Source organism: Pseudomonas donghuensis (genome assembly GCF_000696345.2).
GTDB classification, from domain to species: domain Bacteria; phylum Pseudomonadota; class Gammaproteobacteria; order Pseudomonadales; family Pseudomonadaceae; genus Aquipseudomonas; species Aquipseudomonas donghuensis.
Genome location: NZ_CP071706.1, coordinates 3,373,427 through 3,399,092, shown reverse-complemented (window position 1 = coordinate 3,399,092; position 25,666 = coordinate 3,373,427). Strand labels below are relative to the sequence as shown.

Here is a 25,666-nt window from a genome sequence, read left to right as displayed (position 1 = left end):
GCCATGCCCCCCCCTCCAGTATCTGTTCCCGGCCTGCATGGCCCCTTCATCTTGCAACGCCTGCCCGCTTGGATCAGGCACGCCAGGCCCGAAAACTTCGACCAGATGGGCGCTCACCTGCTGCCGGAACAGCATGGTCGCGACCAGGGCGACTGGTTTACGGCCGCCAGCGAGGTTGAAAAAAAGCTACTGGCCGATTACCAGATGCGCAGCCGCCGTTCCGGGCAACGCCTGGCCCGTGAGCTGAAGGACTTCAAGGGCATTGGCGCGTTTTGCGAACCCTTGCTCAAGGCCCGCCTCAAGGCCGACCTCGGTGCCGAGCCTGATATCGACAACGATGAGTTCGTGCGTATCGAGCGCGAATCGGTGTTGCTGGGGGTAATGCTCAAGACCATCCCGCGCCGCCAGCGCCTGATGCAGGCCGCGTTGCAGAACTTTGCCGCCGACAGCGAGTTTGAAGACGGTACCGCGCTGGCCCCCAAGGATGCGTTCTTCCTTGAGCGGGTGCCGGGTAGCGAGCAGGGCTACCCGCGTTTTCGCTATCGCTACTCGCAAAAGCTCGATATCGATCCCCAGGCATTTGCCCACTTGTGCCATGACCTGGATCTGGGTGGGCAGTACCAGCGTCACCTGAGCGAGGTGTTCGAGCATCCGCGCAGCAGCGTCAGGCGCCGTACCCTGGCCATCGAACTGTACAAAGACCTGCTGCGGGTCGGTCTGCAGGTCGCTTTTCTCAAACAGCAGATCAGCGAGCAGGCCCGCGCGGTGCTGCTGGAGCTGGTCCAGGGCGCGCAGAGCTGCCAGGTCAGCCCCAAGGCATGCTGTTCGAGCACATGGCCAATGTCACCGCAGCGCAACTGGACAGCGCCGCAACCGAGGTGCTGGAGGGGGAGACGCCGGAATCCTTGAAGGCGGGTATTTCGGGGCGGGACTTCTGGATCGACTTTCTCAAGATGCGCTATGCGGCCCGTTTCGATGAGGCCAGCAAACCTTACTTTGCCCGGCTGGAAGCGCTGGACGCCGACAAGCAGACGATGAGCGACCAGGCGTACCGCACTCGCTCGGAAACCATTGGGCAACGGCGCACGTTGGACGAGCAGCGCTTGATCGAGACGCTGACGACGGATATCTGGAATAGCGTGCCGGATCAGGTTACCCGTTTGTAACCCTGTTGGCAGTGCAACTGGCGCCCGTGCCGAGTGAGGCTCGGGCGCCGTTTTGCATCAGCGACGACGGAACAGCGGTTGCGGTTCGTCAGTGGCGGCCTGGTAGGTCACCGAAAAGTCCTGCAGGCTTTGCAGCGCTTCGACCGGGTCCTTGTCGGCACGCAGGGCAAAGGCGTCGAAGCCGCAACGCTTCATGTAGAACAACTGATCACGCAGCACGTCGCCAATGGCGCGCAGCTCGCCGGTGAACTTGTAGCGGTCACGCAGCAGGCGCGCATTGGAGTAGTTGCGCCCGTCGGTGAAGGCCGGGAAGTTCAGGGCAATGACCTGGAACTGGTTGGCGACTTCGCCGATTTCTTCGGCTTCTTCATCGGCGTCCAGCCACACGCCCAGGCCGCCGTCGCGGGCCATGAGCATATGGCCGTGTTCACGCCACAGCTGCAGTGGAACAATGTAGTCGTCGCAGTTGGTCACTTCGTCGATGCTGAAGTCCTTGGGCAGCAGGTGCCAGGTTTCGTCGACGATCTGGTTGTTCTTAATGATTCGCTGCATAGACGCGTTCCTTGAATGGGTCGATGCCAATACGTTGGTAGGTGTCGATGAAACGCTCGTCTTCGGTACGTTTTTCAACGTAGACGTCGATCAGCTTCTCGATCACATCCGGCATGTCGTCCTGGGCAAAGGAAGGGCCGAGGATCTTGCCCAGGCTGGCGTCGCGGCTGGCGCTGCCACCCAGGGAGACCTGGTAGAACTCTTCGCCTTTCTTGTCCACCCCGAGGATGCCGATATGGCCGACGTGGTGGTGACCACAGGCGTTCATGCAGCCGGAGATGTTCAGGTCCAGCTCACCGATATCGAACAGGTAGTCCAGATCGTCGAAACGGCGCTGGATGGATTCGGCGATAGGGATCGACTTGGCGTTGGCCAGGGAGCAGAAGTCACCGCCCGGGCAGCAGATGATGTCGGTCAGCAGGCCGATGTTCGGTGTTGCGAAGCCGTTTTCGCGCAGCTCCAGCCACAAGGCGTGCAACTGGCTCTGCTCGACGTCGGCGAGGATGATGTTCTGCTCGTGGGAGGTACGCAGCTGGCCGAAGCTGTAGCGCTCGGCGAAGTCGGCGACGGCATCCAGTTGCTTGTCGGTCAGGTCGCCCGGGGCCACGCCAGTAGGCTTGAGCGACAGGGTCACGGCCACGTAGCCGGGCTTTTTATGCGCCAGCACGTTGCGCGCGCGCCAGCGGGCAAAGCCTGGGTGCTGCTGTTCGAGTTCGCTGAAGTCGAGGTTGTCCAGCGCCTTGTAGTCCGGGTCGACGAAGTGCTTGGCCACGCGGTGCACTTCGGCTTCGGTCAGGGTAGTGCTGCCGCCGCGCAGGTGGACCATTTCGGCCTCGACCTTCTCGGCAAACACTTCAGGGGTGAGCGCCTTGACCAGGATCTTGATCCGCGCCTTGTACTTGTTGTCGCGACGGCCGTAGCGGTTGTACACGCGCAGGATCGCGTCCAGGTAGCTGAGCAGGTCCTGCCAGGGCAGGAACTCGTTGATGAAGGCGCCGACCACCGGGGTACGGCCCAGGCCGCCACCGACCAGTACGCGAAAGCCCAGTTCGCCGGCTGCGTTGTACACCGGCTCCAGGCCGATATCGTGCACTTCGATGGCCGCGCGGTCGCTGCTCGAGCCGTTGATGGCGATCTTGAACTTGCGCGGCAGGTAGGCGAATTCGGGGTGGAAGGTGGTCCACTGGCGAACGATCTCGCACCACGGGCGCGGGTCAATCACTTCATCGGCAGCGACACCGGCGAACTGGTCGGTAGTGACGTTGCGCAGGCAGTTGCCGCTGGTCTGGATCGCGTGCATCTGCACGGTGGCAAGCTCGGCCAGAATCTCCGGGATGTCTTCCAGGGCAGGCCAGTTGTATTGCACGTTCTGCCGGGTACTGATGTGGGCGTAGCCCTTGTCGTAGTCGCGCGCGATCTTCGCCAGCATCCGTGTCTGACGCGACGTCAGCTGGCCATAAGGCACGGCGACCCGCAACATCGGGGCAAAACGTTGGATATAGAGGCCATTTTGCAGGCGCAGGGGGCGGAACTCTTCTTCGCTCAGTTCACCGGCCAGGTAGCGGCGGGTCTGATCACGGAACTGCTTGACGCGGTCCTCGATGATCCGCTGATCGTACTCGTCGTATACGTACATAGGGGTCCTGTTCTCAAGCTGCTTGCAGCTAATCGCGCGCACGGCCGCGCACTCCGATGCGGAGCCGAAGAAAGATAGCAGTTTGCGTTTATGCGCAAAAGTGAAGTTTTTGCATATGAAAAGAACCATTTGGACTAAGTGAGACTGACTGGCGTTTAGCCAATGTGCCACTACGGGCGGTTATAATCGGCGGTTTGAATAGCGGGAGCGTTAACGCATGCTCAAGGCCTTGTGCCAAAGCCTTTGCCTGAGCCTGCCAGTGGTGGCTGGCGCACAGGCGGCTTCAGTGGTGTTTCTCAATCCGGGCTATTCCAACGAGACCTTCTGGGTCAGCTATTCGCGTTTCATGCAGGCTGCCGCCGACGACCTGGGCATGCAGCTGAGTATCCAGTACAGCGAACGCCGGCCGGAGCTGGCGCTGACCCAGGCCCGGGAAGTGCTCGAAGGTCAGCGGCGCCCGGACTACCTGGTGCTGGTCAACGAACAGTACATCGCCCCGGAGATCATCCGACTGTCCCGTGACAGCGGGGTCAAACTGTTTCTGGTCAATAACGGCCTGACCCCGAACCAGGCCGAGCTGATCGACAGCCACCCGGACAAATACCCGCCGTTGCTCGGCACCCTGGTGGGCAACGACGAGCAGGCTGGCTACCAGATGCTCAAGCAATTGATCGCCTTGCGCGCGCAGCCGGGCCTGACCCGGCCGCTGGAACTGCTGGCGTTTTCCGGGCTCAAGACCACCCCGGCCTCGCAATTGCGCGAGCAGGGTATGCGCCGCGCCCTGGCCGAGCACCCCGAAGTGCGCCTGCGCCAGGTGGTGTATGGCGGCTGGGGCAGGGAGCGCGCCTATGAGCAGGCCAAGCAATTGATACAGCGCTACCCGAAGATCGAGCTGGTGTGGTCGGCCAATGACGAGATGGCCTTTGGTGCCATGCAGGCGGTTGTCGAGGCTGGGCATGTGCCGGGCAAGGACGTGCTGTTCAGTGCCGTCAACAGTTCGTCGGCGGCGCTGCAGGCGCGCATTGACGGGCGCCTGAGCGTGCTCATGGGCGGGCACTTTTCCCTGGGCGGCTGGGCCATGGTGTTACTGCACGATGATGCGTTGAAACTGCCAATTGATCGGGACGGGCGCCGTGAACATCAGGTGCCGGTGTTGCAAATGATCGACCCGCTGCGAGCGCGGCGCTGGCTGAACCTGCAGGAACAGGCCGACTACGGCCTGGATTTCAACCGTTTTAGCGCCCAAGGGCACCCGGGCGACTACCGTTATCCGTTCCTCAAGGCCCCCGTCGAATATTGAAATGCCCCTGCTTGAGCAATGGCCATTGCTGGACTTAACTGCAACGGGTTACATGCATTCCCATAACCACTACAAGAGGCGATGCAATGGGAAATTCGACCAAAGCGGGTAAGCCTGACAGCAGTGTCGATGCCTGGGCGATACTCTGTCTGATCATCCTGGTGGTGGTGACCGCCGTGTATTGGGTCAGCCACCAGTGACATCACGCGATGGGTAACAGTGAACCGCCCGCAGAAGGGATATCTGCGGGCGGACTGCTGTTTAGCGGGCGGTAAGGTGCATGGCCAGTTGCACCAGCCCGATCAGTACCAGAATGAAAAGCAAGGTGAACACGGTGCCCAGCGCAATAAAGTGGCTGGCCTTGCCGTGGTTGAAGTCGCGGGCGCGGTTCTTGCCGCTTTGCACCCCGAACGCCGCCGCCAGGATGCTTTGCAGCATCTGCCAGAAGGTTGGGGGTTTGCCTTGGGCGGGTTCGTCCATGAGGGGCTCCTTATAGAAGGCATCTCCCCCAGTGTAGACGGAAGCTGCAAGCTACAAGCTACAAGCTACAAGAGGCTGATGCGCCCTCTTGCAGCTTGTGGCTTGCAGCTTGCAGCTTCAGTTGTCATACCCAAGGTTAGGCGCCAGCCAGCGCTCGCTTACGCTCAGGTCCTGCCCCTTGCGCACCGTGTAGCTCTGCACCTGGTCCTTGTCGACCTTGCCCACGGCAAAGTACTGCGCCTGCGGGTGAGCGAAGTACCAGCCGCTGACCGCCGCCGCCGGGAACATGGCGAAGTGATCGGTGAGGAACACGCCGCTGGGGCCGGTTTCGCCGATGGCGGTGCCGTCGAGCAGGCGGAACAGGGTTTCCTTCTCGGTGTGGTCCGGGCAGGCCGGGTAGCCCGGGGCAGGGCGGATACCCGCGTACTGCTCCTTGATCAGCGCCTCGTTGTCCAGGTGCTCGTCCTTGGCATAACCCCAGTAGTTTTTCCGCACCTGTTCATGCAGCCACTCGGCGCAGGCCTCGGCCAGGCGGTCGGCGAGGGCCTTGACCATGATCGAGTTGTAGTCGTCGCCCTTGTCCTGGTAAGCCTTGGCCACTTCCTCGGCGCCGATGCCGGCGGTGGTGATGAAGCCACCGACGTAATCGGTGATGCCGGTCTCTTTTGGCGCAACGAAGTCGGCCAGGGAGAAGTTCGGCTTGTTGTCCGGCTTGATGGTCTGCTGGCGCAGGTGGTGCAGTTGTGCCAGCGGCTGGCCGTCGGCGCCATAGACTTCGATGTCGTCATGGTTGACCTGGTTGGCCGGCCAGAAACCGAACACCGCGCGGGCGCTGATCAGCTTCTCGTCGATCAGCTTGGCGAGCATCTCCTGGGCATCCTTGAACAGCGCGGTGGCCGCTTCGCCGACCACTTCGTCGGTGAGGATGCGCGGGTACTTGCCGGCCAGGTCCCAGGAAATGAAGAACGGCGTCCAGTCGATGTAGGCGGCCAGCACCTTGAGGTCGATGTCCTTCAGCACTTTGACGCCGGTGAAGCTCGGTACCACCGGCTGATAAGCGGCCCAGTCGTATTTCGGCTTGGCGGCAATCGACTGCTCGTAGCTCAGGCGCTCGGTGCGGGCGCTGCGGTTGGCGGTGCGCTCGCGGACTTCAACGTAGTCCTGGCGGGTCTTTTCGACGAAGCCCGGCTTGAGCTCCTTGGACAGCAACTGGGTGGCGACCCCCACGGCACGCGAGGCGTCGGTGACGTAGATCACCGCGTCGTTGCTGTATTTGGGCTCGATTTTCACCGCCGTGTGCGCCTTGGAGGTGGTGGCGCCGCCGATCATCAGCGGCAGGTGGAAGTCCTGGCGCTGCATCTCACGGGCAACATGGACCATCTCGTCCAGCGACGGGGTGATCAGCCCGGACAGGCCGATGATGTCGCACTTCTGCTCGCGGGCGGTCTGCAGGATCTTCTCGGCCGGGACCATGACCCCAAGGTCGACGATGTCATAGCCGTTGCAGCCGAGCACCACGCCGACGATGTTCTTGCCGATGTCGTGCACGTCGCCCTTGACCGTGGCCATGAGGATCTTGCCCTTGGCTTCGGGTTTGTCGCCTTTTTCCGCTTCGATGAACGGAATCAGATGGGCCACCGCCTGCTTCATTACCCGCGCGGACTTGACCACCTGGGGCAGGAACATCTTGCCGGCGCCGAACAGGTCACCGACCACGTTCATGCCGCTCATCAGCGGGCCTTCAATCACCTCGATGGGGCGCGCGCACTGCTGGCGGCATTCTTCGGTGTCTTCGACGATAAAGGCAGTGATGCCTTTGACCAACGCGTGTTCCAGGCGCTTGTCGACCGGCAGCGAGCGCCATTCTTCGTTCTCGACTTCCTTGACCGCGCCACCGCCCTTGTAGTCGTCGGCGATAGCGAGCAGGGCGTCGGTGCCGTGCGGGGTGCGGTTGAGCACCACGTCCTCGACCTTCTCGCGCAAGGCTGGCGGGATTTCGTCGTAGATCTCCAGCTGGCCGGCGTTGACGATACCCATGGTCAGGCCATTCTGGATCGCGTGGTAGAGGAACACCGAGTGGATCGCCTCGCGCACCGGGTTGTTGCCGCGGAACGAGAACGACACGTTGGATACCCCGCCCGAGGTCAGGGCGTAGGGCAGATGGTCGCGGATGTAGGCGCAGGCTTCGATGAAGTCGACGGCGTAGTTGTTGTGCTCTTCGATGCCGGTGGCGACGGCGAAGATGTTCGGGTCGAAGATGATGTCTTCCGGCGGGAAGCCCACTTCATTGACCAGGATGTCGTAGCTGCGCTGGCAGATCTCGCGTTTGCGCGCAGCGGTGTCGGCCTGGCCGACCTCGTCGAAGGCCATCACCACCACGGCGGCGCCGTAGCGCTTGCACAGCTTGGCGTGATGCTTGAAGGCCTCGACGCCTTCTTTCATCGAGATCGAGTTGACGATGCCCTTGCCCTGGATGCATTTGAGGCCCGCTTCGATCACGTCCCATTTGGAGGAGTCGATCATGATCGGTACGCGGGAGATGTCCGGCTCGCCGGCGATCAGGTTGAGGAACTTGACCATGGCTGCCTGGGAATCGAGCATCCCTTCGTCCATGTTGATGTCGATCACCTGGGCGCCGGCCTCGACTTGCTGCAGGGCGACTTCCAGGGCTTCGGTGTAGTTCTCTTCGCGGATCAGCCGGGCGAACTTGGCGGAACCGGTGATGTTGGTGCGCTCACCGACGTTGACGAACAACGAGTTGCGGTCGATGGTGAACGGCTCCAGGCCCGACAACCGGCACGCCTTGGGGATGTCCGGAATGGCCCGTGGCGGGTACTTGGCCACCGCTTCGGCAATTGCCTGGATATGCCCGGGGGTGGTGCCGCAGCAACCGCCAATGATGTTCAAAAAGCCGCTGGCGGCGAACTCTTCGACCACCACGGCCATCTCGGCCGGGGTTTCGTCGTATTCACCGAAGGCGTTCGGCAGGCCGGCGTTGGGGTGCGCCGAGACATGCGTGCCGGCCTTGGTCGACAGCTCTTCGAGGTAGGGGCGCAGGTCCTTGGCGCCGAGGGCGCAGTTCAGGCCCACGGAGATCGGGTTGGCGTGGCGCACCGAGTTCCAGAAGGCTTCGGTGGTCTGCCCCGACAGGGTCCGGCCGGAGGCGTCGGTGATGGTCCCGGAGATCATGATCGGCAGTTCGACGCCGTCCTCCTCGAACACCTGCTGCACGGCGAAGATCGCCGCCTTGGCGTTGAGGGTGTCGAAGATGGTTTCGATCAGGATCAGGTCGGCGCCGCCCTCGATCAGGCCGCGGGTGGCCTCGATGTAGTTTTCTACCAACACATCGAAGGTGACGTTGCGGTAGCCCGGGTCGTTGACGTCGGGGGAAATCGAGCAGGTGCGGCTGGTCGGGCCGAGTACGCCGGCAACGAAGCGTGGTTTGTCCGGCGTCTCGAGGGTCTTGGCGTCGGCCACCTGGCGGGCGACGCGCGCGCCTTGCACGTTGAGCTCGTAGACCAGTGCTTCCATGCCGTAGTCGGCCTGGGAAATCTGCGTGGCGTTGAAGGTGTTGGTTTCGAGAATGTCGGCGCCGGCGTCCAGGTAGGCTTTCTCGATAGCGGCGATGACGTCGGGGCGCGACAGCAGCAACAGGTCGTTGTTGCCTTTGACATCGCTTGGCCAATCGGCGAAGCGCGTGCCACGATAGTCGTGTTCCTCGAGGCGGTAGCTTTGGATCATAGTACCCATGCCGCCATCGAGAATCAGGATGCGCTCTTTGAGTGCTTGCTGAAGTGCTTGGAAACGAGCGCTGCGGTCAGACATAGGACTACCTGGTCGGGCAAATACAAAAGTTGCGGAATAATAACAAAGCTGCGCGGTTTTTAGACGTGTTGAAGATTTACATGAATTTCATTCATGTTGGCACGCCGCCAGCACCGGTAGAATCGTGAAGCTATCAATACCCAGGACATTCGGCACATGGTGCATCGCTTACTTGCCGGCGCTTTCGCTCTGTTCATCAGCGGCGTGGCGTTGGGGCAAGCCCCTCAATCAAGCTCGGCTATTTCGTATACCCGGGACATCCAACCGATCTTTACCGAGAAATGCGTGGCCTGCCACGCCTGCAACGACGCGGCCTGCCAGCTGAACCTGGGCAGTGCCGAGGGTGCCTCGCGGGGCGCTTCGAAAGTGCCGGTGTACCAGGGCGACCGCAGCACGGCGGTGGCGCCGACGCGGCTGTTCTACGACGCCAACAGCACGCAAGCCTGGCAGCGCAAGGGCTTTTACTCGGTACTCGACAACCAGGGCAGCCAGGCTGCGCTGATGGCGCGGATGCTCGAACTGGGGCACAAGACCCCGCTGACGCCCAACGCCAAGCTGCCCGAGGAGATCGTCCTGGGCCTGAACCGCAACAACATGTGCCCGCTGCCCGGCGAGTTCGACGCCTATGCCGGCGCACACCCGAAAGAGGGCATGCCGCTGGCGGTCACCGGCCTCACCGATGCCCAGTACCAGACCCTGCAACGCTGGCTGGCGGCCGGTGCGCCGGTGGAGCACAACCCGATCCAGCCGAGCGCCAAAGAGGCCGCGCAGATCGCCGACTGGGAGGCGCTGCTCAACCGCCCGGGTTCGACCGAAGCGCTGGTCGGCCGCTGGCTGTACGAGCACCTGTTCCTGGCCCACATTCATTTTGTCGGTGGCGAGCAGGGGCACTTCTTCCAGTGGGTGCGATCGCGCACGCCAAGCGGCCAGCCGATCGACCTGATCGCCACGCGCCGGCCCAATGACCCGCCGGGCACCGACTTCTATTACCGGCTGATGCCGGTGCAGGGCGTGATCGTGCATAAAACCCACATCACCTACCCGATGGGCCCGCAGAAGCTCAAGCGCGTCAAGCAGCTGTTCTACAGCGGCGACTGGCACGCCAATGCGCTGCCCGGCTATGGCCCGCGCCACCGTGCCAACCCGTTCGAGACCTTCGAAGCGATTCCGGCGGTGGCCCGTTACCAGTTCATGCTCGATAACGCCGAGTACTTCGTACGCACCTTCATCCGTGGCCCGGTGTGCCGTGGCCAGATCGCCACCGACGTGATCCGCGACAACTTCTGGACGCTGTTCCAGGAACCGGCCCACGACCGCTACCTGACCGATGCCGAGTATCGCGGCCAGGCCACGCCGCTGCTGGCCATGCCCGGGCAGATCGACGACGTCGGCAGCATCCTGACCCTCTGGCATGCCTACCGCGACAAGCGCAACGAGTACGAAAAGCTGCGCCGCGATGCCTATGCCGAAGTCCCGCCGCCGAGCTGGTCGACCCTGTGGGCCGGTAATGACAACGCGCTGTTGACCATCTTCCGCCACTTCGACAGCGCCTCGGTGAGCAAGGGCCTGATCGGTGACGTGCCGAAGACCATCTGGCTGTTCGACTACCCGCTGTTCGAGCGCACCTATTACCAGCTGGCGGTCAACTTCGACGTCTATGGCAACGTCTCGCACCAGGCGCAGACGCGGCTGTACTTCGACCTGATCCGCAATGGCGCCGAGGTCAACTTCCTGCGCCTGATGCCGGCCGATGCCCGTGCTGCGATCCTCGGCGACTGGTACCAGAACAGCGGCAAGGTGAAGATGTGGATGGACTATGAGGACATCGACACCGACACCCCGAGCGCGCTGAAGCTGGATAAACGCGACCCCAAGCGTGACTTCGGCCTCAAGCTGATCCAGCGCACCGGTAGCCTCAATGCCGCGCCCGACCCGATCAACCGTTGCCAGGGCGCCTACTGCTCGCGCCCGCAGATGAGCGAAACGTTCCGCGATGTCGAACAGGCCCTGAGCCGCCTGGTATCACGCCCGGCGGCCGGCCTTAAGGTGATCAACCAGTTGCCGGAAGCGACCATGCTGCGCATCGAAGGGCCGGGTGGCCAGCGTCAGGTCTACAGCCTGCTGCGCAACCGCGCCCACAGCAACGTCGCCTTCATGCTCGGCGAGGCCTACCGTTACCAGCCGGGCCTGGACACCCTGACCCTGGTGCCGGGCGTGCTCAGCAGCTACCCGAACTTCATCTTCAACGTCCCGGCCAGTGATGTGCCGGAGTTCGTCGAGGACCTGGAAGCGGCCCGTGATGACACCGCCAAGTTCGAGCGTATTGTCATGCGCTGGGGCGTGCGTCGCAGCCATCCGCAGTTCTGGCAGTACTTCCATGACCTCGACAGCTACATCAAGGAGACCGAGCCGGTAGAGTCGGGCGTGCTCGACATGAACCGCTACGAGAATCTCTGAACATGATCTTTTCCGACAGAATTACTAGGACTTTGTTCGGCGGCCAGGTTGGCGTAAACTGCCGACAAGTCTGTGAGGAACTTCCATGAGCGCCATAACTATTACCGACGCCGCGCACGATTACCTGGCCGATCTGCTGGAAAAGCAGAACACCCCGGGTATTGGCATTCGCATTTTCATTACCCAACCGGGCACCACCTACGCCGAGACCTGCATTGCCTACTGCAAGCCGGGCGAAGAGAAGCCGGAAGACCAAGCGGTGGGCCTTAAATCCTTCACCGCCTACCTCGACGCGGTCAGCGTGCCGTTTCTCGAGGACGCCGTGGTCGACTACGCCACCGACCGCATGGGCGGCCAGCTGACCATCAAGGCGCCGAACGCCAAGGTGCCGATGGTCAACGAAGACAGCCCGATCAACGAGCGCATCAACTACTACCTGCAAACCGAGATCAACCCGGGGCTGGCCAGCCACGGCGGCCAGGTCAGCCTGATCGAAGTGGTCGAGGACGGTATTGCCGTGCTGCAGTTCGGTGGCGGTTGCCAGGGCTGCGGCCAGGCCGACGTGACCTTGAAGGAAGGCATCGAGCGGACCTTGCTCGAGCGTATTCCGCAACTCAAGGGTGTGCGTGATGTGACTGACCACAGTCAGAAAGAGAACGCCTACTACTAGCTCCATAGGGCCCCATCGCTGGCAAGCCAGCTCCCACAAGGTTCGGTGCATGCTGTACCTGTGGGAGCTGGCTTGCCAGCGATGGCGGTCTTCAAGCCTCAAAAGTCATAACTGACACTCGCATAGTAAAACGCCCCCTGCGCCCCCTCCGGCGACGTAATCGAATACTTCGGCACCCCGTACAACTGCGGCCCTTCGAGCTTGTCCGGATGGCTGTCGAACAGGTTGATCGCGCCCACCGACAGTTTCAGCCCCTGGTCGAAGCTGTAGCTCAGGTCCAGGTCGGTGATCCACTGCGGGCTGAAGGTCTGGTCCAGGTTCGGGTTGCTGCTGTTCAGGCTCTGCCACTGGCCATAACGGCGCTGGGTCAGGGTCACGCCCCAGTTCTCGTAAAGCCAGTTGGCGCTCAAGGTCAGCTTGTCTTCCGGCGTGCCGTGTTCGATCAGGCCCTGGGTGGCGCGGCCGACGATCTGCTCGCCGCTGATACCGCCGACATCGCGCAGCTCGGTGATTCGCGTGCGGGTCTTGGCAACGCCTGCGTTGAGGTTCAGCCGGCCAAACTGCTGCAAGTCCCACTGGTATTGCCCCGCCAGTTCCAGGCCGTCGGTGCGGGTGTCGGCGATGTTGGTGTAGAACGCCGCACTCTGGATGTTGGCGTAGGGCGTGCCGGCAAAGATCGGCCCGACCACGTTGCTGGGCAACTGGTCGGAGAGGGTGATGCGGTTGTCGATATCGATGCGGTAGGCATCCAGGGTCACCGAAGCGTTGCTCAGCGGGCGCCAGACCAGGCCCAGGGACAGGTTGGTGGACTCCTCGGGCTTCAATGCGCGGCCACCGAGCAAGGCCGCCTCCGGGCTGTCGGCGCGCAGGGTGCGCTGCTGTACTTCGACCCAGTTGCCGCTGCCTGAAGGCTGTTCGACCACCTGCACGCTGAACGACGACAAACCGCTCTGCACCAGCGATGGCGCGCGGTAACCGGAACTGATGCTGCCGCGTGCGGCGATTTGCGGGGTGAAGTCGTAGCGCAGCGACAGCTTGCCGTTGGTGGTGTCGCCAAAGTCCGAATAATGCTCGGAACGCACCGCAACCCCAGCCTGGAACTTGTCGGTGATCTGCCCTTCGACATCGACATAGGCACCGAACACCTTGCGCTCAAGCGACGCGGCATCGACCTGGGTGATGCCTGCGTAGTAACCGGGAATGCGCCGGCCACTCAGTGGGTCGAGCGTGTTGAACAGCGGCCCGTTCTGCCAGCCAGCCGCTTCGCCGGCACTCAGGCTGTAGTGCTCCTTGCGCCAGGCCAGGCCCGCCGACAGGGTCAGCGGCTTGGCCAGCAGGTCGGTAGGGAAGTCGCGGACCCAGTCCAGGGTCAGGTTGGTCTGTTCGTTCTCGCGCTCGCCGGTGTAGATCTTCTGCGGGCTGGCGTTGCCCCAGCTGGGGTTGATGGCATTGCGGTCGGTGGACTTGAGCGTGTCGTTGCCGTAGTTGGCCGCCAGGTCGAACTTGCCCAGTTGATCGTCTTCGTAACGCACGCCACCGGTCACGGCATAGTCTTCAAGGTTGTAGCGGGTGATCGGCAAACGACCGTCCGGGTAGCGCTGCAGGGCCACGCTGCCGTAGTTGTTGCGCAGGGTTGTCGGCGGGTCGAAGAAGCCTTCGGCGTCGGTGTTCTTGTGCGCGTAGGTGGCAAAGCCGTAGGCGGTCAGGCCGTCGCCGATGCCGAGCTCGCTGTTGGCCAGCAGGTTGTACTGGTCGGAGACATTGCCCGAGCCCCAGTTCCAGGTGCGGTAGCGGTTGTTCTGTTCGCGCTCGCTGTTGATGCTGGGGGAGCCGGGGTAGAAAATGCGGTTGTCCGGGCGGGTGTCGCTGGCCGGGTCCTGGCTGCCGGCATCGAAACTCAGGTTGAGAAAACCATCGTTGGGCAGGGCCAGGCCCTTCCAGCCGCTGAGCTTGCGCTGCAGGCCGTCGCCCTTGGCGTAGCCGCCAAAACGATAGCCGATGTTGCCGCCGGCGTCGTTCTCCTTGAGCACGATATTGATCACCCCGGCGATGGCATCCGAGCCGTACTGGGCAGCGGCGCCATCACGCAGGATCTCCACCCGCGAGATGGCGCTGAGCGGGATCAGGCTCAAGTCCACCGCCGCCGCACCGCGGCCGTTGGCCAGGCCCTGGCGGGTGACGTTGGCACTGCTGTGGCGGCGCTTGCCGTTGACCAGCACCAGCACCTGGTCGGAGGCCAGGCCGCGCAACGAAGCGCCCTGGGCAATGGAGCCGGCAAAGGCCCCTTGCGGCGACTGCGGGAAGCTGAACGACGGCGACAGCGCAGTGAGCGCACCGGACAAATCCTGCGCGCCGGTTTCCTGCAACTGCTCGGCGCTGAGCACATCCACCGGGGCGGCGCTTTCCAGGGCGGTGACATCGCTGCGGCGGGTGCCGACCACCACCACGGTGTCGAGCTTGCTGTCGCTGGCGCCCGGCGCCTGGGCGTAAACGCCGGGCGCGCCGAAGCCGCCGATGACCAGCGCGATGGCGCTGGCCTTGGGGGTAGGTCGGAACATGGGAACAGACTCCTGTAAGGCGCAAAAGGTGCAGCGATCAGAACCGGCTGGTGACACTCAGGCCCACGGTGCGCGGGTCGCCATAGGTGATCACGTACTGGCCGGCGGTGCCGTTGGGGCGGCCGTGGACCTGGTAGCGGCGGTCGGTGAGGTTGTTGACGAAACCGGTGACGCTGAGCTTTTCATCCGGGCTGAACCAGGTCAGGCGGGTATTGGCCAGGGTGTAGTGCGGCTGGTTGAGGGGCTGGTCGGCGCTGCTCTGGCGATCGGCGAGGAAGTACTCGCGGTCACGGAAGCTGACATCGGCACCGGCCACCAGCTTGCCGCCGACCTCCAGCGGGATGGTGTAGTCGCCACCCAGCGACACCACGTAGCGCGGCGAACGCACGAAACTGTTGCCGCTGTAGTCGGCGGTGACAGCACCGGTGGTGGGGTTGGTGTTCTTGAAGTCGGTGTATTCGGTGTCGAGGAACGACAGCGCCGCGCGCAGGTGCAGGGCGTCGGTTGGCTGGCCCTCGATTTCGAGCTCGGCGCCCTTGACCTTGCCCTTGGCACCGTTGGTCAGCGCCGTGGTGAGGATGCCGTTGTTGACCGTCAGCAGGTTGACCTGGATGTCCTGGTAGTCGTAGTAGAACAGGTTGGCGTTGACCGTCAGGCGATGGTCGAGCCATTCGGACTTCAGCCCCAGCTCGTAGGCGTCCAGCTCTTCCGGATCGACCGTGGTCAACTGCGCGAGGCTGGTCGACAGCCCGGTGTTGAACCCACCGGAACGGAAGCCATGGGCGTAGCGGAAGAACACCCGCAGGTTGTCATTGATGCGGTACTCGGGGGTCAGGTCGTAGGTCCAGGCATCCCAGCGCTTGGCTTCTTCCTGGGAGCCGTTGCTGCCGTTGGCGGTCAGCGGGATCAGCGGGCCGTTGGCGGTGGCGCGGGTCAGTTGCACCAGGTCCAGGTCGATGTCCTTTTTCTCGGTGGTCCAGCGCAGGCCGCCGGTCACCGTCAGGTTGTCGGTGACGTCGTAAGCCAGGTTGCCGAACAGCGCGTAGCTGTCGGTCTTGTGGGTGTAGCTCAGGTCGCGAAAGTCCACCACGCCGCCAGTCTGGTTGGAGCCCGTACCATTGGGCGTCGGCCCCGGAGTGACGGTGCGCAGGGCGCTGCTGTCGAGGGTTTCGTGGAAGTAGTGGGCGCCGAGCATCCAGCGCAGGGTTTCCTGCTGCGGCGAGGCCAGGCGAAACTCCTGGGAATACTGGTCGTAGCGGTTGTCGCTGTCGGCGGCGCCGTTGACTTCATAGGGGGTGTAGTCGGCGTCGCTGAGCTGCTGGTTGCGGATGTAGTCGTAGGCGCTGATCGAGGTCAGCGTGTAGTCGCCGATGTCCCAGTTCAGGGTCAGCGAGGTGCCGTTGTGGTCGAGCTTGGCATCTTCATCGACGTTCAGCTCGATGCGCCGGCCTTCCGGGCGCTGGTAACCGACGTTGTAGTAGCGGCCGAGCGTTAGCGAACCGCTGCTGCCATCGCCCTTGAACTGGCGGCCGTGGATCTTCCACAGCGCTTCCAGGTCGGGGTTGAGCTTGGCCAGAAACTGCACGCGCACCGCCTTCTTGTTGACGTCGCCGTAGGTCTGGTCGTTGCTCAGGTTGTGGGTGAAGCCATCGCGCTCTTCGGAGTACAGCGACACCCGTGCGGCCAGGCGCTCATCGACCAGCGCGCCACCGATGGCACCACTGAGGATGCGCTCGTTCTTGCTGCCAAAACCGATCGTGCCAAAGCCGTCGGTCTCGAAGCCCGGCTTCTTGGAGATGATGTTCACCGCACCGGCGGTGGTGTTCTTGCCGTACAGGGTGCCCTGCGGGCCGCGCAGGATCTCGATGCGCTCCAGGTCGAACAGCGGGCCGCCGCCGGCCACCGGCGCATTGAGGTAGACGTCGTCGGCGTAGATGCCCACCGGGTAGACGGTGGCAGCGCCAGTGTCGCCGGTGCCCAGGCCGCGGATGTACCAGCGCGGGCGGCCGTCGCCGTCGGGGTTCTTCGCTGAAGCGTTGGGGATGAACGTGGTGATGTCGCCCATGGCCCGAACGCCGTCGGCGGTGATGCTGCTGCCTTGCACGGCGGTGACCGCCACAGGGACTTCCTGCAGGGTTTCTTCGCGGTGCTGGGCGGTGACCGTGACGGTCTTCAGGGCCGGTGTGGTGCTGTCGTCGGCCCTGAGCAGTTGCGACTGGCTGGCCAGCAGGATGCTCAGGCCGATGCCTTTGGCGATTGGGTTAAGTGTGTGCATGCTGCTGGTCTCCCCGGATGTGCAGTTGAAGGGGATAGAGCAGGGTTTGTGCCATGTTTGTAAGTTACTGTATTTAAGGGTGTTTAATGGATTTTTGGGGAGTGATTGTTAGCTATTCAGCAGGGGGTGTGGAATTCCTGTTGCTGGGGCAGCAATCGCGGGGCAAGCCCGCTCCTACAGGGTGGGAGCGGGCTTGCCCCGCGATCAGGTAGCGACCCGCGAAGTGGAGCCGATCACCGCCTCCAGCACCCTGAAATCAATCCACTCACGCACATCGAAGCGCCGCGGTATAAAGGCCCAGCGATGGAGAAAATCGGTGAAATCCTGCAACGCCTCGATCGAGCGGCTATCGAGCGTGGTGCGCAAGCGCCGATGGGCATCCTCGCCATAGGCCGCCGCCACCCAGTACTCGCTGGTGTTCAGCTCACGGGCCAGGTAGCGCCGGGTTTCATCGGCATTGGCCCAGGCCCACTGCTCGGTGCGCAGCAGCACGTCAACGATGCGCTTGCAGGCACCGAAGTGCTGCTCCAGCAGGTTGATATCCACGGTCAAGGTGCGCGGCGTACCGTTGTTCGAACGAATCAGCGGGTCAGGGTGGGAGCCGGTGTCGATCACCACCCGCAAGCCGAACTCGTGGGCCAGTTGCAGCGCTGAGGCGCCCTTGAGGAAGATCGCATCGATATCCCCGCGCAGCAGGCCGATCAGTTCGTTGTTGCGCCGGCTGACCCGGTTCACCCCCAGGGTCACCGCTGCGCCATGCACATGGGTGACCTGTTCATCACTGTGAGTGCCGCCATAGGGGTAGTCGACCAGCTCGACATCGGCCACGTTCAGGCCTTCGAGTTTCAGCGCGTTCTCCAGCCCGCGCAGGGCCTGGGCGCGGGTGAAGTCGATCTGCACGTTGGCCCATTTCGGCAGGCCGAAGCGGCGGTTCTTCAGGTCGCGAACCGTGCGCACGCCACTGTCTTCGGTGGTCAGGATCAACTGCACCTCATCGGCCCAGCTCAGCCCCAGCACGCGGGTCTGCACGCCGCTGGCGTAAGCCCAGATCGCCGGAATGTTGCCGCCGTGGCGCACCGAGTTGCGCAGGTGATGGTCGTAATGGGCTTCGCGCACTTCGCGCTCGCTGGATTCACGCAGCGACTGTATCGAGGTGCCCAGCGGCTGGAAGGCTTCGGCCAGGCGCCCGCTTTGCACGGCGATGCCAAGGCCGGTGGGCACCGGGCTGTGGGTGTACCAGAGGGTATCGAGGGGTGTGCTCATTGTCGGTTCTAGTCCTTGTCAGGTGGCCGGTTAGCCGGCCAGTGCGGTATGCAGCCCGTCCATGGGGCGGCGGTCGATCCATTGGCGCACATCGAACGCCGTGCGGATAAAGCGCCAGCGCTGCAGGAAGGCAATGAAGTCCTGCAGGGCGGCGATGGCCTGTTCGTCGAGGGCGGTGTGCAGGCGCTTGTGGGCGTCTTCGCCGTAGGCGCGGCTGACCCAGTACTCGCTGCTGTTGGTTTCCAGGGCCAGGTAGCGGCGGGTCTGCTCCGGGTGCTGGTGAGCCCAGGCTTCGGCGCGCCGCACGCTGTCGAGCACCCGGGTGGCGACGGGCAGGTGCTGGTCGAGCAGGTCCTGATCGACGCTGAGGGTGCGCGGCGTGCCGTTGTTGCTGCGGATCAGCGGGTCGGGGTGGGCGCCAATGTCCAGCAGCGTGCGCAGGCCAAAATCATGGGCCTGCTGCACGGCGCTGGCACCCTTGAGGAAGATCGCGTCGACTTCACCGCGCAGCAGGCCGATCAGCTCCAGGTTGCGTGCCTCTTCACTGCTGGTCACGCTGCTGCCGGCAACAACGCGCACGGGGCTGTCGCTGAAGCCGCTGTCGTAGCGGTAGTTGACCAGCTGCAAGTCGCCGACCTGCAGGCCATCGAGCTTCAACGCGTTCTCCAGCCCGCGCAGGGCCTGGGCGCGGGTGAAGTCGATCTGCGCGCGGGCGCGGTCGGGCAAGCCGAAACGCTTGCCAGCCAGCTGCTGGATGCTGTGAATGCCGCTGTCGGCGCGGGTCAGGATCAACTGCGCTTCATCGGCCCAGGACAGCCCGATCAGGCGCGTGGCACGGCCTTGGGCGCGGGCCCAGATCGCCGGGATGCTGCCGCCATGGCGCACCGAATGGCGCAGGCTGTGATCGAAGTGCGACTCGCGCACTGTGGCGTCATCGGCCTCGCGGATCGACTGCACCTGGGTGCCGAGGCTGCGCAGGCTGTCCTGCAACCAGCCTTGCTGCACGGCGATGCCCAGCCCCGTGGGCACCGGGCAGCGGGTGTACCAGAGGGTATCGAGGGGTGTGCTCATGAAAGGCTCCGGTCAGGCGCTGGCGGTCAGGGGCAGGCTGGCGACCGGCGCCTGGCGCACCAGCGGCAGCACCTCCTGGCCGATGCGCAGGGCTTCTTCCAGGTGCGGGTTGCCGGCCAGGATGAAGGTCGAGAAGCCGGCGTCGCGGTATTCGGCCAGGCGTTCGGCAATGTGCTCGTGGCTGCCCACCAGGCCCACGGTCGGCCCCGGCTTGGCCTTGGCGAAACCGGCCCAGAGGTTGGGGCCGATGATCAGGTCGTCGAAGCGCTGGATGTTCTGGTGATAGGCCGTTTGCCGCGCGCCGCCGACCGAGTCGCTGGCGCTGGTGAAGGCCTTGGAGATGGCGCTGGGCTTGCCGTCGAGCTTGTCGAACTGGCGCCGCAGGTCGCGCCAGGCGGCGTCTTCGGTTTCACGGGCGAACAGGTCGACACGCAGGCCGAAACGCACCGTGCGGCCTTGCTTGTCGGCCAGTTCGCGCACCCGTTCGATATGCGGTTTGAGCTGCTCAACAGGCTCTGCCCAGTTCAGGTAGACATCGGCGTGACGGGCGGCCACGTCCAGTGCCGGGTCGGAGAACCCGGAGAAGTACACCCCCGGCTTGCGCTCGTTGCCCAGGTGCGGTGGCAGCGCGCCGTTCTCCAGGCGGTAGATGTCGCCGTCGTAGGAGAAGCGTTCGTTGTTCCACAGCCCTGCGATGATGTCGAGGAACTCGCCGGTGCGCTGGTAGCGCTGGTCGTGGTCGAGAAAGTCGCCCTGGGCGCGCTGGCTGGCCGGGTTGCCGCCGGTGATGATGTTCCAGTCCAGGCGCCCGTGGCTCAGGTGCTGGAGGATCGCCGCCTGCTGGGCGGCGTAGGCGGGCAGGGTCCAGGTGGCCTGGAAGGCGATCAGAAAGCGCAGCCGGCGGGTTTCCCGGGCCAGGGCCGCGGCGGCGATCCACGGCTCGGGGCCGGTGGGCAACAGCGCGCCTTCGAAGCCTGCAAGTTCCGCGGCCTTGGCCACCTGGGCGATGTAGTCGATGTAGGTGAAACCGTCGGCGCTGCCGTCCTGCAGCAGGCCGGGGGCGATATGCCCGGGCGTGTGGCTGAAGCTGCCGCGGTTGTGCTTGTCGGTGCTCAGTTGCGGGCCGTCGGTGCCCAGGGGCAGACGCCAGAAGAATTCGGTGCTCATGGCTGTTCCTCGGTGAATGTGAGGACACTGGTGCAACGCCCATGCCACGCCGCGCGGGCCCGGAATTACAGGGGGTTGAGGGCAGGGGTGTTGCCAGGGCAGCAGCGGGTCAGCAGTGGCTGCGGCGGTTGCAGCACAACAGCATCGCTGGCAAGCCCGCTCCCACAGGCTGTGGGAGCGGGCTTGCCCCGCGAAAAGGCCCTCAACTAGCTTGCAGTTCAGCACCATGCTGATAGCGCCGGTACAACGCCGCATATTCGCCACCCCTGGCCAACAACTGTTGATGCGGCCCTTGCTCCACCAGCCTGCCCTCGCGAATCAGCACGATCCGGTCGGCATCGCGGATGGTCGCCAGGCGGTGGGCGATGATGATCGCCGTGCGCCCCTCGCACAGCCGCCGCAGTGCCCGCTGGATGCGCCGCTCGGTGTGCACGTCGACCGCCGAGGTGGCCTCGTCCAGCACCAGCACCGCCGGGTCGGCCAGGTACGCCCGCACCAGGCACACCAGCTGGCGCTGGCCCTGGCTCAGGTGGCTACCCAGCGGCCCGACCTGGGTGTCGTAGCGATGGGGCAGGCGTTCCAGCACCTCGTCGGCACCCAGCTCGCGCACCGCAGCAATCAGGGTTTGATCCTCGGCATCCGGTGCGGCCAGGCGCAGGTTGTCGAGAATGCTGCCGTTGAACAGTACGTTGTCCTGCAGCACCACACCCACATGGCGGCGCAACTGTTGCTGGCTGAGCTGGCGGATATCGACGCCATCGAGGGTCACTGCGCCCCGGTCGACTTCGTAGAAGCGCGTGAGCAACTGCACCAGGGTACTTTTGCCATGCCCGGACGGGCCGACGATCGCCAGCACTTCACCGGCATGAATGCGCAGGTCCAGGCCGTCGATCACCGGCCGGGCCGGCTGTGGCAGGTAGGCAAACTGCACCTGTTGAAAATGCACCTCGCCACGGGCCCGGGGCAGGTCAACCGGGGTAAGCGGGTCGAGGATCTGCGGCGCCGTGTCGAGCAACAGGAAGATCCGTTGGGCCGAGGCGGAACCGGTCGCGTAGCGTTCGAACAGGTCGGTCAGCTCTTGCAATGGCCCGAGGAACAGCATCACGTAGAACAGGCTCTCGCCCACCTGGCCGACTGTGACGGTGCCCGCGGCCAGGCTGTTGCCGCCGACCAGCACCAGCACCGCCATGCCGGCGGCGGTGAGCAGGGCGGTAAAGGGCGCGAACCAGCCCGAGCGCAAACTGCCGACGATCAGCGCGTTGTTGAAGGCGTGCAGCAACTGCTGGTAGTGCGCCAGGTTCGGCGCTTGCTGGCCGGTCTGCTGCAACAGGCGAACGCCGCTGACGCTCTCGACCAGGTGCGCGGTAAAGCGGCTGCGCTGTTCGGCGACCTTGGCCCAGTTGCGCTGGGCGATGCGCTTGAAGGCCCAGGTCGCCGCCAGCAGCAAGGGCACGCTACCGATCAGGCTGAAGAAGAACAGCGGTTCGATCAGCCACAGCATCACGGCCGCCAGGCTGCAGCGCAGCAGGGCGCCGAGCAGCTCCGGCGGGCCCTGGATCAGCAGCGGCTCCAGGGCATCGACGTCGCGGTCGGCGCGGGAAATGATGCGCCCGGCGCGGGTGCGATCGAAGTAGCCGACGCTCAAGGCCTGGACATGGGCAAACACCCGCACCCGCAACTGGTTGAGCACGCCGATGGCGGCGCTGCCGGCAATGTACTGCGACACCCCGGCAAGTAGAAAACGCCCCAGCCAACTGGCCGTAAGCCCCAACCCCAGCCATAGCACCAGTGGCTGGTCGAGCAGCCAGCGGTTGCCGTCGTGGATCAGGCCGCGGTCGAGCAGTTCACGGACGAACCAAGGGCGCAGGAACACGGTGAACACCAGCACCAGCTCCAGGCCAATCACCCAGGCGATCTGCTTGCGCACCGGCCGCAGCAACGGCAGCAGGCGCTGGAACATGCTGCGGTCGAGGGCTTTTTTGGCCAGCAGTTCTTCGATTTCGATATCGCTCAGGGCGTTGCCCGGCAGTGGCTTAGCCATGGTCGATCCCCAGCAGGTCACGGTAGGTCGGGTTGCGTTGCAGCAGTTGCGCGTGGGTACCGCTGTCGGCGATGGCGCCATTGTCGAGCAGCAGCACGCGGTCGGCGCGTTGCACGGTGGAAACCTTGCTGGCGATCAACAGCAGGGTAGTGGCCTGTGGTTGCCGGCGCAGGTTGTCCAGCACTCGGCCTTCGCTGTGCGCGTCGAGGGCGCTGGTGGCGTCGTCCAGGCAGAGAATGGCGGGCGCGGCGAGCAATGCCCGGGCCAGGCACAAGCGCTGGCGCTGGCCGCCGGAGAGGGTCACGCCGCGATCGCCGAGCGGGCTGTCGAGGCCATCGGGCAAGCGTTCGAGGATATCCTCGGCGGCGGCCTGGTGCAGGGCCTGGAGCAGTTGCTGGCCGCTGGCGCCGGGGGCGCTCAGGCGCAGGTTGGCGGCGAGGCTGTCGGCAAACAGGAAGCTCTCCTGGGGCAGTACATGCACGCGCCGGCGCAGGTCGCTCAGGTCCAGGTAGCGAATGTCCTGCCAGCCGGATTGCGCGTTGCCGAGCAGCACACGGCCTTCGGCAGCATCGGTCAGGCGAGGCAACAGGCTGGCCAGCAGGCTCTTGCCGGTGCCGGTAGCGCCGACCAGGGCGACGGTTTCACCGGGTGCCAGCTCGAAGGCGCAGTGGCGCAGGATCGCCTGGCCACCGCCGGGGGCGGCCACGCTGACGTCTTCGAGCCTCAGCCCTAACGGCCCCTCGGGCAAGCGCTGACTACCGCCGACAATCAGCGCCGGCGCATCCAGCAACTGCCAGATACGCCCGGCCGAGGCGCGGGCGTCGGCGAAGGTCTGCATCACCCGGCCAATGCCTTCGATGCGAAACACCAGGGTGGTGGCGATCAGCAGCGAGGTCACCAGTTCGCCAATGCCGATCCGGCCTTCTGCGACCAATCGTGCACCCATCACTAGTATCCACACATGCCCCAGCGCCACCACCGCCTGCGGCAGCGGTATCCGCGAGCTGGCGTAGGCCAGGGCCTGGCGGGCCAGGGCGCTGAACTGCACAACCTGGCGCTCGAAGCCGGCGATGCGCTGGGCCTGCAGGCCGAACGACTTGATCACCCGCACCGCGCCAATGCCTTCGGCCAGGTCCTGGTTGACCCGGTCGTAGGCGGCGCCGACCGCGCGGTCGAGGCTCACCAGGCGCTCGGTCTGCAGGACGAAAATCCACACCCCGAGCACCGTCAGCAGCAACGGCCCGAGAGCCAGCAACGGGTCGTACCAGGCCAGCAGGCCGACGGTGGCCAGCACCACCAACGGCGTTTCGATCAATTGCCGCCAGAAGCTCACCAGCGCATCGCGAACCTTGTCGGCATCGCGAGTGGTGCGGGTGACCATCTCGCCCATGCCATGCTGCCAGTGATAGCCCAGGTGCAGGCGCAACACCTGTTCGAGCAGGCGTTCGCGCAGGCGCGTCAGCAATGCCTGGCCGAGGATCAGCGAGCCGATGGCGGCGGCGTACTGCAACAGCGCCCGGCCGAGGGCCACGCCGAGGATCAGCCAGAACCAGCGCCAGGCGCGCTGGCTGTCGAGGCTACCATCGGCCAGGCGCTGCACCGCCGTGCCGGCGCTGACCTCGTTGAGGGCGTGGCCGATCAGCCATTGCTGCCAGACCAGCCCGAGGTTGATGGAAACGAACAGCCCGGCGACCAGAGCGAAACGCCAGGGCATTTCGCGGTAGATCGCCAGGCTGCGCAGCAGCGGGTGTCGAGGGCTCATGAAGGACTCGCGGCAGAAGGAAAGTGTGTGCTCAGCGGCTGGCGCCGGCCTTTTGCTTGGCATTGAGGATGGCGGTGTATTCGCCCGGGTCGATGCCGTTGAGGTAGTAGTTGCCGACGTGGTGCAGGCGCCAGCGGATCGGGTCGTGGGTGGTGTGCACGCGGGCGTTGCGCCAGAAGCGGTCGAGGTTCCACTTGCTCAAGGATGAACTGGCACCGAGCAGCGAGAAGATGTCGCTGGAGATTTTCAGCGAAGCACCATCGGCATGGGCGCGGGCGGTAGCCACCGAGAGGATCAGCTCGTCTTCCAGGGCCTTGTTGTCCGGCTCCCGCTCATGGGCGTCGAAGGTTCGCGCGGCGTCGCGCAGCAACGATTCGGCCGCGCGCAGGGCCACCGCGTATTCGCCGATCTGGCGGATGATATGCGGCTCGTCACTGGCCCGTTCCACCTCACTCTCGACCCACGGCCGGGCGTGCTGGTTGAGGTAGTCGATGCCGGCCTGCAAGGCGCCGGCGGCGATGCCGGTGTCGATGGCGGCGTGGAGGATCTGCGGGAAGGTCAGGCCGGTGCGCTTCATCGGGCCCTGGCGACGCAGTAAGTAGCGTTCGTCCAGTTCGATGTTGTCGAAGATCACCGTGCCGCTGACCGAATTGTTCTGGCCGAAGGCGTCCCAGTCGTCGACCAGGGTCAGGCCGGGCGTGTCGCGCTGTAGCAGCACCCCGGCGCCGCCGTCATCGCTGGCGGCGGTCAGCGAGATCCACTCGGCCAGGTAGGCGCCGGTGGAGTAGAACTTGCTGCCGTTGAGGATCAGCTTGCCATCGGCGCGGCGCTCGACCCGGGTCTTGAGGGCGAACTTGTTCTTGCCGCCGACCTCGGCCAGGGCATTGCCCAGGCGCTTGCCGGCCAGCACGTCGCTGACCACGCCGTCGCGCACCTCGTCCGGGTAGCCGCTGAGCACGCCGCGCAGCATCACGTTGTGAATCTGCAGTAACTGGCCGACGCCGCCGTCGGCGCGGGAGATGATGCGCACGGTTTCAACGATGGTTTCTACCGACGCGCCCAGGCCGCCCAGCGCTGCGGGTACACCGATGGCGGTGATGCCGCTGTCGGACAGCAACTGCGCCTGGCGCCGGGGCAGTTCGCGGTTGAGCAACGGGTCGGCGGCGAGGGCGGCGATGGCCTCGGCAATCTCATGGGCCGCGGCGATGGCCTGGGCGGGGCTGTGCAGGCGACGGGGCAGGGTACTCACGATAGGGCTTCCTTGAATGAACAGGTACCCAGGGCCTTGAGCAGGTTCTGTGCCATTGGCGGCAAAGCCCCGCGCAGCAAGGCTTGCGCAGCGTTTGCCAAGGCCGGGTGTTGCTGGAGCAGCAATCGGCGGGTGATTGTTGCTCTGGCAGCAGCAGGGCTGCGGCACAACTGCTGGCAGATCAGCAGTCGATG

17 protein-coding genes are annotated in these 25,666 nt (G+C 64.5%); 5 read left to right on the top strand and 12 right to left on the bottom strand.

Going from position 1 to position 25,666, the window contains the following annotated elements; genetic code table 11:
* Nucleotides 1–3 precede the first annotated feature (3 nt).
* The gene (locus BV82_RS15780) at nt 4–909 is read left to right on the top strand and encodes a dermonecrotic toxin domain-containing protein (protein WP_036995187.1); all 906 of its coding nucleotides are present in this window, start codon (nt 4–6) and stop codon (nt 907–909) included.
* The gene (locus BV82_RS15775) at nt 819–1,166 is read left to right on the top strand and encodes an NEL-type E3 ubiquitin ligase domain-containing protein (protein ID WP_081839652.1); all 348 of its coding nucleotides are present in this window, start codon (nt 819–821) and stop codon (nt 1,164–1,166) included. Before BV82_RS15780 ends, BV82_RS15775 begins: the two co-directional genes overlap by 91 nt.
* Nucleotides 1,167–1,223: 57 nt before the next feature.
* On the opposite strand, the gene BV82_RS15770 is transcribed toward BV82_RS15775, so the two are convergent.
* Both BV82_RS15770 and BV82_RS15765 read right to left on the bottom strand, forming a co-directional pair.
* Nucleotides 1,224–1,718 (bottom strand): DUF934 domain-containing protein, encoded by a 495-nt coding sequence (locus BV82_RS15770; RefSeq protein ID WP_010223700.1) that lies wholly within the window; start codon nt 1,716–1,718, stop codon nt 1,224–1,226.
* Nucleotides 1,702–3,354 (bottom strand): nitrite/sulfite reductase, encoded by a 1,653-nt coding sequence (locus BV82_RS15765; RefSeq protein WP_036995185.1) that lies wholly within the window; start codon nt 3,352–3,354, stop codon nt 1,702–1,704. Before BV82_RS15765 ends, BV82_RS15770 begins: the two co-directional genes overlap by 17 nt.
* Nucleotides 3,355–3,571: 217 nt before the next feature.
* Between BV82_RS15765 and BV82_RS15760 the strand changes: the two genes are divergently transcribed.
* Nucleotides 3,572–4,654 carry an ABC transporter substrate-binding protein gene (locus BV82_RS15760; RefSeq protein ID WP_036995183.1) on the top strand — a complete coding sequence of 361 codons (1,083 nt, stop codon included), beginning with the start codon at nt 3,572–3,574 and terminating at the stop codon, nt 4,652–4,654.
* Between the two features lie 261 nt (nt 4,655–4,915).
* Here the strand turns inward: BV82_RS15760 and BV82_RS15755 are convergent, their stop codons facing one another.
* Nucleotides 4,916–5,134: a DUF2970 domain-containing protein gene (locus tag BV82_RS15755; RefSeq protein WP_010223692.1), complete on the bottom strand. Its 219-nt coding sequence runs from the start codon at nt 5,132–5,134 to the stop codon at nt 4,916–4,918.
* Nucleotides 5,135–5,251: 117 nt separating this feature from the next.
* Entirely contained in the window at nt 5,252–8,959 is a 3,708-nt protein-coding gene (metH, locus tag BV82_RS15750) for a methionine synthase (protein WP_036995181.1), read from the bottom strand.
* A gap of 156 nt (nt 8,960–9,115) precedes the next feature.
* Between metH and BV82_RS15745 the strand changes: the two genes are divergently transcribed.
* Entirely contained in the window at nt 9,116–11,416 is a 2,301-nt protein-coding gene (locus BV82_RS15745) for a fatty acid cis/trans isomerase (RefSeq protein ID WP_036995179.1), read from the top strand.
* Between the two features lie 85 nt (nt 11,417–11,501).
* Complete coding sequence (gene nfuA, locus BV82_RS15740; RefSeq protein WP_010223686.1) at nt 11,502–12,086, top strand: Fe-S biogenesis protein NfuA; 585 nt, start codon at nt 11,502–11,504, stop codon at nt 12,084–12,086.
* 98 nt (nt 12,087–12,184) lie between these two features.
* Here nfuA and BV82_RS15735 read toward each other — a convergent pair whose 3' ends face one another.
* The 8 genes from BV82_RS15735 to BV82_RS15700 form a co-directional block, all read right to left on the bottom strand.
* Entirely contained in the window at nt 12,185–14,644 is a 2,460-nt protein-coding gene (locus BV82_RS15735; protein ID WP_036995178.1) for a TonB-dependent receptor plug domain-containing protein, read from the bottom strand.
* A 37-nt stretch (nt 14,645–14,681) separates the two neighbouring features.
* Nucleotides 14,682–16,919 (bottom strand): TonB-dependent receptor, encoded by a 2,238-nt coding sequence (locus BV82_RS15730; protein WP_036995177.1) that lies wholly within the window; start codon nt 16,917–16,919, stop codon nt 14,682–14,684.
* A gap of 204 nt (nt 16,920–17,123) precedes the next feature.
* Complete coding sequence (locus BV82_RS15725; protein WP_036995176.1) at nt 17,124–18,182, bottom strand: ABC transporter substrate-binding protein; 1,059 nt, start codon at nt 18,180–18,182, stop codon at nt 17,124–17,126.
* A 30-nt stretch (nt 18,183–18,212) separates the two neighbouring features.
* On the bottom strand, nt 18,213–19,253 hold the full coding sequence (locus BV82_RS15720) for an ABC transporter substrate-binding protein (RefSeq protein WP_036995175.1): 1,041 nt from the start codon (nt 19,251–19,253) through the stop codon (nt 18,213–18,215).
* Between the two features lie 12 nt (nt 19,254–19,265).
* Nucleotides 19,266–20,420: an LLM class flavin-dependent oxidoreductase gene (locus BV82_RS15715; RefSeq protein ID WP_036995174.1), complete on the bottom strand. Its 1,155-nt coding sequence runs from the start codon at nt 20,418–20,420 to the stop codon at nt 19,266–19,268.
* A 202-nt stretch (nt 20,421–20,622) separates the two neighbouring features.
* Nucleotides 20,623–22,461: an ABC transporter ATP-binding protein gene (locus BV82_RS15710; RefSeq protein ID WP_036995173.1), complete on the bottom strand. Its 1,839-nt coding sequence runs from the start codon at nt 22,459–22,461 to the stop codon at nt 20,623–20,625.
* Nucleotides 22,454–24,223, bottom strand: coding sequence for an ABC transporter ATP-binding protein (locus BV82_RS15705; RefSeq protein WP_036995171.1), 1,770 nt, complete (start codon nt 24,221–24,223; stop codon nt 22,454–22,456). Before BV82_RS15705 ends, BV82_RS15710 begins: the two co-directional genes overlap by 8 nt.
* A 31-nt stretch (nt 24,224–24,254) precedes the next feature.
* Entirely contained in the window at nt 24,255–25,472 is a 1,218-nt protein-coding gene (locus BV82_RS15700) for an acyl-CoA dehydrogenase family protein (protein WP_103143284.1), read from the bottom strand.
* Nucleotides 25,473–25,666: the final 194 nt, after the last annotated feature.

Coding starts and splice junctions, on each gene's coding strand:
- BV82_RS15715 (WP_036995174.1), bottom strand. CDS start 20,420: ATGAGCACCGAATTCTTCTGGCGTCTGCCCCTGGGCACCGACGGCCCG.
- BV82_RS15770 (WP_010223700.1), bottom strand. CDS start 1,718: ATGCAGCGAATCATTAAGAACAACCAGATCGTCGACGAAACCTGGCAC.
- BV82_RS15775 (WP_081839652.1), top strand. CDS start 819: ATGCTGTTCGAGCACATGGCCAATGTCACCGCAGCGCAACTGGACAGC.
- BV82_RS15720 (WP_036995175.1), bottom strand. CDS start 19,253: ATGAGCACACCCCTCGATACCCTCTGGTACACCCGCTGCCCGGTGCCC.
- BV82_RS15710 (WP_036995173.1), bottom strand. CDS start 22,461: ATGGCTAAGCCACTGCCGGGCAACGCCCTGAGCGATATCGAAATCGAA.
- metH (WP_036995181.1), bottom strand. CDS start 8,959: ATGTCTGACCGCAGCGCTCGTTTCCAAGCACTTCAGCAAGCACTCAAA.
- BV82_RS15755 (WP_010223692.1), bottom strand. CDS start 5,134: ATGGACGAACCCGCCCAAGGCAAACCCCCAACCTTCTGGCAGATGCTG.
- BV82_RS15745 (WP_036995179.1), top strand. CDS start 9,116: ATGGTGCATCGCTTACTTGCCGGCGCTTTCGCTCTGTTCATCAGCGGC.
- nfuA (WP_010223686.1), top strand. CDS start 11,502: ATGAGCGCCATAACTATTACCGACGCCGCGCACGATTACCTGGCCGAT.
- BV82_RS15725 (WP_036995176.1), bottom strand. CDS start 18,182: ATGAGCACACCCCTCGATACCCTCTGGTACACCCACAGCCCGGTGCCC.
- BV82_RS15765 (WP_036995185.1), bottom strand. CDS start 3,354: ATGTACGTATACGACGAGTACGATCAGCGGATCATCGAGGACCGCGTC.
- BV82_RS15780 (WP_036995187.1), top strand. CDS start 4: ATGCCCCCCCCTCCAGTATCTGTTCCCGGCCTGCATGGCCCCTTCATC.
- BV82_RS15705 (WP_036995171.1), bottom strand. CDS start 24,223: ATGAGCCCTCGACACCCGCTGCTGCGCAGCCTGGCGATCTACCGCGAA.
- BV82_RS15735 (WP_036995178.1), bottom strand. CDS start 14,644: ATGTTCCGACCTACCCCCAAGGCCAGCGCCATCGCGCTGGTCATCGGC.
- BV82_RS15730 (WP_036995177.1), bottom strand. CDS start 16,919: ATGCACACACTTAACCCAATCGCCAAAGGCATCGGCCTGAGCATCCTG.
- BV82_RS15760 (WP_036995183.1), top strand. CDS start 3,572: ATGCTCAAGGCCTTGTGCCAAAGCCTTTGCCTGAGCCTGCCAGTGGTG.